Below are 12,965 nucleotides of genomic sequence, written 5' to 3'. Positions count from 1 at the left end.
CGATCACGAGGGCCGGTCGGCCTCGGTGAGCAGCACCCGCGGGTCCTCGCTGCCGCAGCCGCACCGGCCGGTGACCACCCGGCCGCCCAGCCCCAGCGGTGTTTCGGGCAGCCGGGACGCACGTCCCTCCCCCGCCGCCACGAACAGCTCCCCGTCCCGCTCGCCCACCCGCCACTCGGCGGCGTTGACGTGCGCCCCGGACCGCTCCGGGCACTCCAGTACGAGGGCCGGGCCCACGGCCGCGATCAGACAGGCGGACACACCCGCCGCGCGCAGCACCGGCACCGCGGCGGGCCGGGCGAGCACCACCGGTGTCGCATGGAACATCTCGCCGATGTCGGCCGACCCGCCGAGGCCCTCCAGGGTCTCCGCGGACAGGCCGATCACCGCGTGCGGGGCGAGTTCCCGGTGGAAGACGGCCGTACGGCGGTGGTCCCAGCCCATCGCCTCGGCGATGCCGTACGGGACCCGCAGTGCGCGCAGTGCGCCGATGACCGAGTGCCCCCAGAAGCCCTCGAATCCGGAGGCGGTCAGCAGGGCGCGCTGTCCGGCGGTCAGTCCGTGGCCGCGCAGCCGGTCGGTGGCCCAGGCCGTGTCGCGGGCAAGTTGCGCCCAGGTGAGTTCGGTGTCCGTCATACCGGCCGCCGCGGGGAAGCGGACGAGGTAGGCGAGTTCGGGCCGGTCGAGCCGGCGGGCCCGGGCGAGAGTGTCGGCGCGGGCCATCAGCTCTTCACCACCCGGGGGAACTTGGCGACGCTGGTCATGGTCCGCAACAGCTCCTCCTCGGTCCGCATGTCGAGCACCGGTTTCACTCCCGTCCGCTCCCGCACGGCCTCGCCGATCCGTCCCGCGAGGGCGTCGACGTCGGTGGTGAGCCCGGGGTCGTAGCCGATGCGCAGCCGCAGTTCGTCGACCTCGCGCCGGGCCCGGACGATCTGGAACACGCCCGCGACGGTCTCCGGCTGGTCCTCCACGGCCTGCCAGATGTCCCGCAGGACGACCGAACGTCCGTCCACGAGGGTCTCGTCGCCGCGCCGTCCCGCCACCCACATACGGGCGTGGGTGCGTCCGCAGCCGCAGCGGTCCCGCGACATCCGGACGAGGTCCTCGCTGCGGTAACGGATCAGCGGGGCGGCCCGGTTGTCGAGGTCGGTGGCGACGAGTTCGCCGAGGTCGTCCCCCAGTGCGTCGCGCCAGTCCCCGGCACCCGGGGCCTCGCCGGTGATGTCGAGGCACTCCGCGAAGACCGTGTCCTCCCAGAGGTGGAAGCCGTCGTGCTCACGGCACTCCCAGGCGGTGCCGGTGTCGGCCGCGCTGGTGTACTCGTAGACGTCGATGCCCCAGTCCTCGCGGATCCGCTCGCGCATCCTGCGGCTGAGCGGCTGGCCGGCGCACGAGGCACCCTTGAGGGAGGAGAACGCCTCCTTCAGGTCCACCTTCTCGGCCAGGTGCTCCAGCTCCACCATCTGCGGATACATCATCTGCAGATAGGCCGGCCGGTAGGTGCGCAGGGCCTCGACGACCTCGTGCATCCGGCCGATCCAGGTGTCCACCTCGATCACCACGGCGCCCAGCGCCTGGAAACCGGGGTCCATGAGGTTGCGGAAGGTGCCGGGCGGGCTCAGCACCCGGTCGCCCGGCCTGAGGCCCAGTTCCCACAGGTCCCGCACCTGTGCGGTCACCAGGGGCGGCGCGTCCTCCCAGATCTCGGCGAAGAACTCCGGGTCCCCGGTGGTGCCCGAGCTGGAGGAGACGGACGTCAGCTCCTCGGTGGGCACGCACAGCAGGCCCCCGAAGGGATCTCCGGTCCGGGTCCGGTGGGCGCGCACCATGTCCTTGGTGATGAAGGGGATACGGGCCCGGAAGTCGTCCAGGGAGCGGATGTCACGGGGGTGTACGCCGTGCTCGTCCCAGAGTTCACGGTAGAAGGCGGAGTGGGTGTAGGCGTACTCGACGAGCTCCAGGACGCGTGCCTCCTGCAGTGCCTGGAGCCGCTCGCGGGACATGGTCTCCACCTGCGGTTCGAAGTACCTGTCTGCGACCATGGCGCCTCCTCGCGGCTCGGCTGACCAGATCTTCCAGCTATCAGCGCAATCAGTCAACTAATTCGACGGAATCGACGAAATCGACTGCCGCCTCTCGCGGCGCTTGGACTTATATAGTTAACTAGTAGTACTCATTAAGGACGACCGGGAGGTCCGCTGTGAAGATCGTTGTCTGCGTGAAGCACGTGCCCGACGCCACGGCGGACCGCACCTTCACCGAGGACGGCACCACCGACCGCGACGCGGTCGACTCGCTCCTGTCCGAACTCGACGAGTACGCGGTCGAACAGGCACTTCGGATTCCCGAGTCGGGCGTCGACGCCGAGATCACCTACCTCACCATCGGCCCCGACGACGCGAAGGACGCGCTGCGCAAGGCGCTCGCCATGGGCGGTGACGCGGCGGTGCACGTGAGCGACGAGGACGTCCGCGGCAGCGACGCGTTCGCCACCTCGCTCGTCCTCGCCAGGGCGATCGAGCGCGGCGGCTTCGACCTGGTCGTCTGCGGCATGGCGTCGACCGACGGCGGGACGGGGGTCGTTCCCGCACTGCTGGCGGAGCGGCTCGGCGTCCCGGCCGTGACCCATCTCGACGAGTTCGCCGTCGAAGGCGGCACGGTCACGGGCCGCCGCGAGGGCGAGTCCGCCTCCGTACACGTCCGGGCGACCCTGCCGGCCGTCGTGTCCGTCACCGACCGCGCCGGCGACGCCCGCTATCCCTCCTTCAAAGGGATCATGGCGGCGAAGAAGAAGCCGCTGGAGACGCTCGATCTGACCGACCTCGGTATCGACGCGGAGCTGGTGGGCCGGCCCGCGGCCCGCTCGGCGGTGGACCGGGCGGCCAGGCGCCCGCCGCGCAGCAAGGGCGAGATCGTCACCGACGACGGTGCGGGCGGCGCCGGGCTGGCCGCGTTCCTCACCGCCGGGAAGTTCATCTGAACCGGCCCCGCCGCCCCGAAGCCCGTCCGCCCCGGTCCACCCCCCGGTCCGTCACCCTCAGGAGGAGCGCATCACCATGGCCGAGATCCTCGTACTCGTCGACCACGTCGACGGGGCCGTCCGCAAGCCGACCCTCGAACTGCTCACCCTGGCACGGCGGCTGGGCGAACCGTCCGCCGTCCTCCTCGGACCCGGCGCGGACGCCGCCACCGAGACCCTCGGCCGGTACGGCGCCCGGAAGGTCTACGTCGTGGACGCACCCGAGGTCGCCGACCGCCTCGTCACCCCGGCCGTCGACGCCCTCACCCAGATCGCCCGGAGCGCCGGACCGGCCGCGATCCTGCTGCCGTCGAGCCCGGACGGCAGGGAAACGGCGGCGCGGGTCGCCCTGCGCCTGGATTCGGGGCTGATCACCGACGCCGTCGACGTCACCGCGGGCGAGGACGGCCCGGTCACCGAACAGTCCGCGTTCGCGGCGACGTACCAGGTCACCGCGCATGTCACCCGAGGCGTCCCGGTCATCACGGTGAAGCCGAACGCCACGGCACCGCGGCCGGACCCCGTCGTCGCCACCGTGGAGAAGCGGGACGTGGCCTTCGGTCCCGCCGCCGCGACCACCAGGGTCCTGTCCCGCACACCCCGCACTCGCAGCGACCGCCCCGAGCTGACCGAGGCCGACATCGTCGTCTCCGGCGGCCGGGGAGTGAACGGCGCCGAGAACTTCGCCGTCATCGAGCGCGTCGCCGACGCCCTGGGCGCGGCCGTCGGCGCCTCCCGGGCCGCGGTGGACGCCGGCTTGGTATCCGCACAGCCATCAGGTCGGGCAGACCGGCACCCAGGTCTCGCCGCAGCTCTACCTCGCGGCCGGCATCTCCGGCGCGATCCAGCACCGCGCGGGCATGCAGACGTCCAAGACGATCGTCGCGGTCAACAAGGACGCGGACGCGCCCATCTTCGAGCTGGCCGACTACGGCGTCGTGGGCGATCTGTTCAAGGTCCTCCCGCAGCTGGCGGAGGAGATCGAGAGCCGGCGGAGCTGAGCCTTCCCGTAGCCGACCGATACACCTAAACTAGCTAACTGATTACATCCATTGCACCGCATGCATCTCATGGCTGGCACAGCATGAAGTGACCCGAAGGAGCACCATGACGAAGATCTGGGTCAACTCCGGGGACTCCCACGTGATGGAACCCGACGACCTCTGGACCCGGTCGCTGCCGCGGCGCCTCGCCGACCGGGCGCCGCGCAACGAGCGGGGCGACAAGTACGAGGTGCTCTACATCGACGGTCAGCGCATCGACCGCCAGCTCAACGACTTCATGGACGCCATGCGGCCGCCCGGCGCCCGGGACCTCGACGTCCGGCTCAAGGATCTGGACCAGGAGGGCGTCTGGGGCCAACTCGCCTTCCCCTCCATGGGGTTCTGGCTGGTCTCGATCACCGACCGGGAGCTCGCCCGGGAGACCGTACGAGCCTGGAACGACTGGGCGCACTCCGAGATCCTGGGCCGGAACAAGCGCGTCATCACACCGGCCTGTGTGTCCACGGCGGACGTCGACGACGCGGTCGCCGAGGTCGAGCGCGTGGCGGAGCTCGGCTTCCAGTCGGTGTTCCTGCCGTGCTCGACACGGCCCGGCGAGGAGTACGCCCTCGACCGCTGGGAGCCGCTGTGGACCGCGGCCGAGCGGGCCGGTCTGGTGATCGGCTTCCACATCGGCACGGGCGGCGAGAACGTCGTCTTCCGCGGGCCCGGCGGCGCGGTCGTCAACTACATGGAGACGACCTACCCGGGCATGCGCGTGGTGTCGCACATGGTCGCGGGCGGCGCCCTGGACCGTCACCCGGAGCTGAAGATCCTCATCGCGGAGGGCGGCGCCGGCTGGGTGCCGGCCATCGGCGACCGCATGGACGAGGCCTACCGGCAGCACGGCATGTTCGTCCGGCCGAAGCTGAGCCGGCTGCCCAGCGAGATCATCCGGCAGCAGGTGTACGCCTCCTTCCAGCACGACAGGAGCTCGGTGGAGATCGTGGAGTCGACGGGCTACCGCAATGTGATGTGGGGCGACGACTACCCCCATCTGGAGGGCACCTACGGCCACACCCAGGCCACGCTGCACGAGCTGTTCGACGGAGTGCCCGACGACCTCCGCGAGCGTGTCACACGCGGCACGTTCGACGAGCTCTTCCGGCTGCCCGAGCAGACTCCCCAGAAGGCGGCCGTCTGAGCCGGGCGCAGCGGCCGTACGAGGAAGCGTCCGTGCCCACTCCCCCGTACCCCGAGGACCTGGAACGGCCCGGACTCGTCAGGACGGGCCGGTCGACGTTCATCCGGCCCGTGCGGCCCGAGGACGCCGACCGGCTGGTCGCCTTCGTCGGCGGTCTGTCGCGGGCGACGCTGGCCTACCGTTCGCTGGGGCCGGTGGTCAGGGCACGCGACGACGTGATCCGGCGCGGCGCGCACGTGGACTACCTCGACGAACTGGCACTCGTCGCCCTGGCCGGCGACGAGATCGCCGGGCTGGTCCGCTATGTCCGCGACCCCGACGAGCCCGATCACGCGGACGTCACCTTCACCATCCGGGACGACCACCAGAGCGAGGGGTTCGGCCGTCTCCTCCTGGAACACATCGCGGCCGCCGCCCGCGCCCGGGGCATCCGGGTCCTGGCGGCCGACGTCCTCGCCGACAACACCCGCATGATCAACGTGTTCCTCGGCTCCGGCTACCGGATCGAGACGGGACCCCCCGGCCAGATACTCCACTTCGACATCGCCATCGACCCGCAGACCCTGGCGGTGGCCCGCGCCGAGCGACGCGAGCACACGGCCGTACGACGGTCGCTGCGACCGCTGCTCGAACCTCGGTCGGTCGCGGTGATCGGCGCCAACCGCGACCCACTGACCATCGGGCACGAGATCGTCGCCAATCTGCTGCGCGGCGGCTTTCGCGGCAGCGTGTACCCGGTCAATCCACACGCCGAGCGGATCGCGGGAGCACGGGCCTACCGGGGCGTGCGCGATCTTCCGGAGGCGCCGGACCTGGCGCTTGTCGCGGTCCGGGCGGAGGCCGTTCCCGATGTCGTACGGGAGTGCGCCAAGCTCGGTGTCAAGGCGGTGGTCGTCGTCTCCACCGGCTTCGGCGAGACCGGAGCGGCCGGTCGGACGGCCGAGCTGGAGCTGGCCCGTTTCGCCCGGGCCTCCGGGATGCGGCTGGTGGGACCGAACTGCATGGGCGTGGTCAACACGACATCGGCGGCACGCCTCGCCGCGACCTTCAGCCCCGCCCTGCCCGAGCCCGGCCGGGTCGCGATGTCCAGCCAGTCGGGCCCGCTGGGCCTCGCCGTGCTCGACCTCGCGCGGCGGCTGCGTCTCGGCTTCTCCGGCTTCGTGTCGGTGGGTCACGCCGTGGACGTGTCGACCAACGACCTGCTCCAGTGGTGGGACGAGGACCCCGCCACCTCGGTGATCCTGCTGCACGTCGAACACTTCGGCAATCCGCGCCGGTTCGCCCGGATCGCGCGCCGGATCGCGCCGCGCAAACCGATCATCGCGGTGCACCCGGGTCATGCGGACGCGGCGGTGAGTTCCCTGTTCGCCCAGTCCGGTGTGATCCGCACCCGCAGCCTCCAGGAACTCTTCGACGTCGCGCTGCTGCTCGCCCATCAGCCTCCCCCGCCGGGCGACCGGGTCGCCGTCATCACCAACGCGGGCGGCCCCGCGGCGCTGACCGCGGGAGCGTGCGCGGCGAGCGGGCTGCGCGTACCCGCGCTCGGCGAACGCACCCGCCACACCCTCCGTACGGCGCTGGCACCGCGGGCGGAGGTCACGAACCCGGTCGACCTCACGCCCATGGCCACCGCGGCGCACTACCGGCAGGCACTGGACGCCGTACTGGCCGACGACGACATCGACGCCGCCATCGTGCTGTTCATGCCCCCGCTCGCCGACAAGGCCGACGAGGTGGCCGCCGCGATCCTCGACGCGGCCGCGGCCGTCCCCTCGAAACCGGTCGTGACCAGCTTTCTGGGCGGCGCGGGCGTCGCGGATCTGCTGCACCGGGGCGAACTGGTCGTACCGACCTACACGTTCCCCGAGTCGGCGGCCGCCTCGCTCGGTCACGCGGCGGCCTACCAGGCATGGCGGGCGACGCCCGCGGGGGTCGTACCGGATCTCGCGGGGATCGACGCCGAACTGGCGCGCGCACTGGTCGCCGGACACGGCCCCGGCCCCGTCCCGGCACGGCTCGCCACCGAGCTGCTGCACGCGTACGGAATCCCCGTGACGGACACCGGGCCGGACTCCGCGACGGACACCGTGACGGACTCCGGGCCGGACACCGGGCCGGGCTCTCGTCCAGGCTCCGGGCCGGACGCGTTCCTCTCGGTCGGCGCCGACCCGGTCTTCGGCCCGGTGGTCTCCTTCGGTCTCACCGGCGACTACGCCGACCTCATGGCGGACGTCGCCCACCGCGTCACCCCGCTCAGCGACCGCGACGCGCGGGAGATGGTCCGTTCGCTGCGGGCGACGCCGCTGCTGGACGGCCGGGTGGGCGGCCGCGGGGTGGATCTGGCGGCCCTGGAGGAGACCGTGCTGCGGATCTCGGCGATGGTCGAGGACCTGCCCGAGATCGAGACGTTGGAACTGCGTCCGGTGCGGCTGCTGCCGCCCGGGGAAGGCGTGGCCGTCGCGCACGCGACGATCCGGCTGGCACACGACCCAAGTGAAGCCGGCACTCAACTCAAGTGAGGGTGGTCCCCCGTGAAGGTCGGCATCTACTTCGATCTGCGCAATCCGCCGCCGTGGCGGCAGAGTTGGTCCCGGCTGTACGGGTTCGCACTGGAGATGTGCGAGGAGGCGGACCGGCTCGGCATCGACTCGGTCTGGTTCTCCGAACACCACGGCTTCGAGGACGGGTATCTGCCCCAGCCGCTCACCATGGCGGCCGCGGCCGCCGCCCGCACCCGCCGGGTACGGCTCGGTACGGCGGTGATCCCCGCACCGCTGCACGCGGCCCCGGAGATCGCCGAGCAGGCGGCGCTCGTGGACATCCTGAGCGACGGCCGGCTGGACCTCGGGCTCGGCACCGGCTATCGGGTGCCCGAATACCGCCTGTTCGGCGCCGATCTCGCCAAGCGCTACTCCACGACCGACCAGCGGGTGCGGGAGATCCGCGGTCTGTGGGCCGAGTCCCTGGTCACCCCGGGACCGGTGCAGGACCCGCTGCCGATCTGGCTCGGCTACCAGGGGCCGCAGGGCGCCCGGCGGGCCGGCCGTCTCGGCACCGGGCTGCTGTCGCTCAACCCCGCGCTGCTCACGCCCTACCGGGAGGGGCTCGCCGAGAGCGGGTACGACATGTCGGCGGGGCGTATGCAGGGTTCGTTCACCACGTTCGTGACCGAGGACCCGGACGGCGACTGGCCGGTGGTCCGCAAGCACCTGGCGTACCAGTGGGACAGCTACCGCCGGTACATGGTGGAGGGGACGGACCAGCCCGCCCCTCGTCCCATCGACCCCGAGAAGTGGCGGCAGCAGGGTCTGCGCGCGACCGGGGTCGGCCAGTTCCTCTACGGCACACCTCAGGAGACCGCGGACGCCATCAAGGAGTACGTGGCGGGACTGCCGGTCGAGGGGGTGTTCCTGTGGGCCTCGCTGGCCGGGATGCCCGAGGAGATGGTGGCCCGCCAGATCCAGCTGATCGCCGGAAAGCTGCGCCCGCTGCTTGCCGACGCCTGACAGACAACGCCGACGCCTGACAGCTGACAGCTGACAGACGAGACGACAGACGACAGACGACAAGGGGCACATCATGTCGACGACGGGAACCGGCGAGACCGGAGTGACGGCACCGAACGGGCACTGGGCGGCGTCGGGTCTGCCGGAGCCGCCCCGTACCGCCGGGGGCGTGACCCTCTGCGGTGGGTGCCGCGCCCTCGGCGCATGCCGGCTGGGGGTGGAACGCGAACGGCTCGACGCGCACGGCGTGGCATGGTTCGAGCTGAGCTGCCCGCGCTCGCACGAGGGCGGGCCCGATGTCGCGCACGGCGGCTGGACGGCGGCCGTCCTGGACGACTGCCTCGGCCATCTCCCGCTGCTGCACGGGGTGATGAGCGTGACGGCCGAACTGACGGTGAGCTTCGTGAAGCCGGTGCCGGTGGAACGGCCGCTGGAGCTGCGCGTGTGGGCCGAACGGCGGGAGGGATCGCGCTGGTACATCGCGGGCGAGATGACGCTGTCACCGGGCGGGGCCGTACTGGCGCGCGCCTCCGGAATCTGGGTGACACGCGACCGGAGCCACTACGCGCGGCACGCGAAGTGGCTGGCCGGACAGGTCGACGACACCGAAGATCAGTAGGACCGCAGCCCCATGCTGCGGGCGATCCCGTTGCGCTGGATCTGGCTGGTGCCACCGGAGATGGTGGCGACGATGGACTCCCGGTAGCGGAAGCTCATCACACTCTCCGTCGAGAAGCCGTGTCCCGCGCAGACCTGCATACCGAGTCGGGCCGCCGCCACATAGGTCTCCGACCCCTTCAGCTTCGCCATCGAGCCCTCCCGTGTGCACGGCCTGCCCTGGGCGAGCAGCCAGGCGGCGCGATAGGCGAGCAGCCGGGCGGAGTCGATCTCGGTCTGCAGGTCGGCCATGGCGTGGGCGAGGGCCTGGAAGTTGCCGATCGGACGGCCGAAGGCGTGCCGGGTGCGCGCGTACTCCAGCATCTCGTCCAGGGTGGCCTGGGCGGCGCCCAGATAGCCGCCGGTGATGATCACCTTCTCCAGTTCGATGTTGGAGAGCATGACCTTCCAGCCCTCGTCGCGCGGCCCGACCAGGTTCTCCTTGGGCACCAGGGCGTCGTTGAAGAAGACCTCGTTGGTGCCCAGGATGTGCCGGGCCAGGGTGGGCGTGCGCCGCACCTCGACCCCGGCCGTCGAGGGGTCGACGAGCAGCAGACTGATACCGCCGTGCTTGGGCTCCCTGGGGCCCGTACGCACATAGGTCGCGATGGTGGTGTCCGGGAGGCCGCCGCCCGTGCACCACGCCTTCTGGCCGCGTACGAGGAAGTGGCCGCCGTGGTCCTCGGCGGTGGTGCGCAGCGCCGCGGCGTCGGAGCCGCTGTCCGGTTCGCTGAGGCCCACCGCCAGGCGGTGGCGTCCGGTCATGACATGCTCGCGGATGAAGTCGCGCTGGGCCTCGTCGCCCCAGCGGAACACCGTGATGCCGGGGATGAGGACCCCGATGTAGCACATGGCGACGTCGAAGCTGGCGCGCCCGAGTTCCTCGGCGATCAGGACGAGTTCCATCGGTCCCCCGCCGTCGCCGCCCTCCTCCTCGGCGAACGGAAGTGAGAACCAGCCGAGGTCCGCCATGCCGCGGAACAGCTCGGGCGGTACGACGCCCTCCTCGTCCCACTGCTTCGCCTTCTCCGCCGGGCACACGTCGGCGACGAACTGCCGTGCCGTCGCGCGCAACATGTCCTGTTCGTCGGTCAGCCCGAAGTCCACGGCCACTCCTCGCCACCACTAGGCCATTTATCTATCTAATTATTCTATGTTAGCTGATGGAGCTGATGGAATCCACGCGGTCACCAGCCCCTTGGATCTAGCTGAAACGTCAAGTAATGGCCATGGGTTGCCTGGTTGCGTACCCCATCCGTCGGCGCGAGGTGGACGCGGCGCAGGCGGTGAGCGGCAGATACGGCCCTGCACTCCCGAAGCTGCCGCGAAGTGACAAGTATGCTGCCATCAAGGTCGTTTATGGCTGTTACGGTCCTGTCATGACTCGCCGTGATCGCTCCTTGGAGCTTCTGCGTCAACACTCGGCGCTGGCTGGTGTCGCGGCATTCCCGTTCGACTTCGACCTCGATCGCGCCGAGCACGGTGAGGCAGTGCGGCTGGCATCCGGGACGGCTCTGCAGGTGGTGGCTGGAGACGACACCGGTGGGAGCTACTTCGTGTGCTCGAACGGTGAAGTTCTCTATGCCAGCTCCGAGGGCGAGGCCGGCCTGGTCGGCGACAGTGTGGACGAGGCCCTCGAAGTATTGATCGGCCTACCGGGCTGGCGGGACTACACAGACCTCGACCTCCACACCGACATTGCCGAGCTGGAGGCTGCCGTTGCCCGGACCGAGGAAAGCATCCGTGGCTCCTACGCCTCGCAGCTCGATCTCGATCGCAGCCGACTTCTGGCCGGGCTTGGACTTCGCCGGCTCCCGCAGCTGGAACTGATCCGGCGGCTGCACCGGTCACTACTTCGCACCGAGCCGGACTTCATACTGCTCAAAGCGGACGAGGGGTGCGCCTATGCCCTGCTTGACCGGCTCCCGCGCCCGCCTCTTTGGAAAACCGCCCTCGCTCCTGGGCGAGCAGATCTCGTCATGCTTCGCTCGGACCGCACCCGCTGGGCTGAGGTCGCGGACGATCCGGCACGCCGCGCAACCTTGCTTCGAGCGGCCCAGTACGACCGCCAGACCACCGACCTCCCGCTTCTGCGGGAGGTGCTCCGAGCCGAGGCCCAGCTCGGCCACACCGAAGAGCTACGTCTGGCTGCGGTTCTGGTAGGTCTGCACGGGCACGCCGAGGACTACGAGCTGATCCAGTCGCTCCGTATGGCCAACTCGGACGTCTACTACGGGCTGGGAGGCTTCCCGGAGGCGGCACAGGACTTGAGCGCGTGGGCGACCGCGTTCGATGTCTCCCACCATGGTCAAGACCCGGCGGAAGAGGATGAGCTCGCTTGGGCCGAGCTGGCCCGTCGCCAGGGCCGAACCGAGCTGGCCCGCAGCATCCTGCTACGACTGCTGGATGAGGCGGGACCGCGTGACGCACCGCTCCTCGGGCACCTCGCCGGACAGTTCACGAGGCTCGGGGACTTCATCCAGGCTGCACGCGCGCGGAAGCTGCATGCCTCCCTCCAGGACGACCCGCAGCAACGTGGGGCCTCGATGCTCAGCCTCGCCACGCTGCAACGACGGGCCGGCGATGTCGAAGCGGCCTGGAAGTCGTTGCAGCGTGCCGTCGCGGAGCTCGACGGTCCTCCGCCAACGCCCCCTACCGACCAACTCGCACTGGACCTGAACCTCCATGAGCAGGAGCGCCGCACCGTTGCCTGGCGCGGCCTCCAGCTCGGTCATAGGGCTGCTGAGGAGCACTTCCTTGTCGCACGCGCCGCAGCGGCGACGGGGCTGTCCGCGACCGCGCGTGCAGCACTGGCGGCAGGCATCGCCGTACTGGGCACACTCACGCGCCCAACCGATGATCTCCGCGGGCTGGCCAATGCGGTGACAGAGGAGGTGGAGGGCCGGTAGGGACGGCGCAGAAAACTGGCGTTGCCGTCAGGTTCGGCGAGCGGTGATCTGGGCTGCAGAGTGTGCGCTCCATCCCATGCGTTCCCCTGAGCTCCGCTGAGGGGGCGCGCCACCGGGCCACTGCGTCATGGTTCATCAGATCCTGTACGCGCCCGGTGGTACACCGATGGCGGTTCCGTACTCGGTGCGGGCCAGTACCCCTGTTCCGCGCATCGGGACGTCGGAACCGATGGTCAGGGGGCTGAGGCCGATGGCCCGGGCGAGAGCCGGAGCCATATCGAACACGGCCCACTTCCATGCGTCTTCCTCGTCTTCCGAGGCGTGCGCCGCGTCCCGTTCGGGAGACAGCCCCAGTTCGACGCGGCGATGCCGCTCGTACGGCAGGGGGTCGCCGATGGTCAGCAGGTGGTCCTCGCCGTCGCCGGTCTCGCTGTAGCGACGGATGACGACACCGTTCTCGGCGACGACCCACGCGGATCCGTCCCCCTGGGCGCCGTAGTAGTACGCCTGCGCTTGGCCGTAGCGGGTACTGAGTCTCTCGCACACCCGGAGTACTTCGTCGGCGCGTTCCTTGTCGATCGGGTCGCACCATCGGCCGGCCACGAAGGTCCAGCCGTCGAGCTCCGGGCTGACGAATACCCGGGCGAAGCACCCGGGGCCATCTGTCGGACCGTCGTGGCTGTC

At 70.6% G+C, this 12,965-nt stretch carries 10 protein-coding genes and 1 pseudogene; 7 read left to right on the top strand and 4 right to left on the bottom strand.

From position 1 onward, the window contains the following. Positions 1-3 precede the first annotated feature (3 nt). Positions 4-723: a hypothetical protein gene (locus RV986_RS46580; protein ID WP_475923146.1), complete on the bottom strand. Its 720-nt coding sequence runs from the start codon at positions 721-723 to the stop codon at positions 4-6. Then, the gene (locus RV986_RS46575; protein ID WP_475923145.1) at positions 723-2,045 is read right to left on the bottom strand and encodes a phenylacetate--CoA ligase family protein; all 1,323 of its coding nucleotides are present in this window, start codon (positions 2,043-2,045) and stop codon (positions 723-725) included. Before RV986_RS46575 ends, RV986_RS46580 begins: the two co-directional genes overlap by 1 nt. A 176-nt stretch (positions 2,046-2,221) precedes the next feature. On the opposite strand from RV986_RS46575, the gene RV986_RS46570 reads away from it, so the two are divergent. From RV986_RS46570 to RV986_RS46545, 6 genes and pseudogenes are all read left to right on the top strand, one after another. After that, the gene (locus RV986_RS46570) at positions 2,222-2,983 is read left to right on the top strand and encodes an electron transfer flavoprotein subunit beta/FixA family protein (protein ID WP_475923144.1); all 762 of its coding nucleotides are present in this window, start codon (positions 2,222-2,224) and stop codon (positions 2,981-2,983) included. Positions 2,984-3,059: 76 nt separating this feature from the next. Continuing rightward, a pseudogene (locus tag RV986_RS46565) lies at positions 3,060-4,023 on the top strand (electron transfer flavoprotein subunit alpha/FixB family protein). Between the two features lie 106 nt (positions 4,024-4,129). Then, positions 4,130-5,209, top strand: coding sequence for an amidohydrolase family protein (locus RV986_RS46560; RefSeq protein ID WP_475923143.1), 1,080 nt, complete (start codon positions 4,130-4,132; stop codon positions 5,207-5,209). 32 nt (positions 5,210-5,241) lie between these two features. Beyond that, positions 5,242-7,728: a bifunctional acetate--CoA ligase family protein/GNAT family N-acetyltransferase gene (locus tag RV986_RS46555; protein WP_475923142.1), complete on the top strand. Its 2,487-nt coding sequence runs from the start codon at positions 5,242-5,244 to the stop codon at positions 7,726-7,728. A 12-nt stretch (positions 7,729-7,740) separates the two neighbouring features. After that, complete coding sequence (locus RV986_RS46550) at positions 7,741-8,715, top strand: LLM class flavin-dependent oxidoreductase (RefSeq protein WP_475923141.1); 975 nt, start codon at positions 7,741-7,743, stop codon at positions 8,713-8,715. 73 nt (positions 8,716-8,788) lie between these two features. Continuing rightward, entirely contained in the window at positions 8,789-9,334 is a 546-nt protein-coding gene (locus RV986_RS46545) for a PaaI family thioesterase (protein WP_475923140.1), read from the top strand. Here the strand turns inward: RV986_RS46545 and RV986_RS46540 are convergent. Then, the gene (locus RV986_RS46540; RefSeq protein ID WP_475923139.1) at positions 9,328-10,479 is read right to left on the bottom strand and encodes an acyl-CoA dehydrogenase family protein; all 1,152 of its coding nucleotides are present in this window, start codon (positions 10,477-10,479) and stop codon (positions 9,328-9,330) included. The genes RV986_RS46545 and RV986_RS46540 overlap by 7 nt on opposite strands. Positions 10,480-10,751: 272 nt before the next feature. Between RV986_RS46540 and RV986_RS46535 the strand changes: the two genes are divergently transcribed. Next, positions 10,752-12,281, top strand: coding sequence for a tetratricopeptide repeat protein (locus RV986_RS46535; RefSeq protein ID WP_475923138.1), 1,530 nt, complete (start codon positions 10,752-10,754; stop codon positions 12,279-12,281). A 135-nt stretch (positions 12,282-12,416) separates the two neighbouring features. Here the strand turns inward: RV986_RS46535 and RV986_RS46530 are convergent, their stop codons facing one another. Next, complete coding sequence (locus tag RV986_RS46530) at positions 12,417-12,884, bottom strand: hypothetical protein (protein ID WP_475923137.1); 468 nt, start codon at positions 12,882-12,884, stop codon at positions 12,417-12,419. Positions 12,885-12,965 lie beyond the last annotated feature (81 nt).

The organism is Streptomyces sp. RLA012 (assembly GCF_056270325.1).
This window is presented reverse-complemented; position numbering and strand designations above follow the sequence as displayed.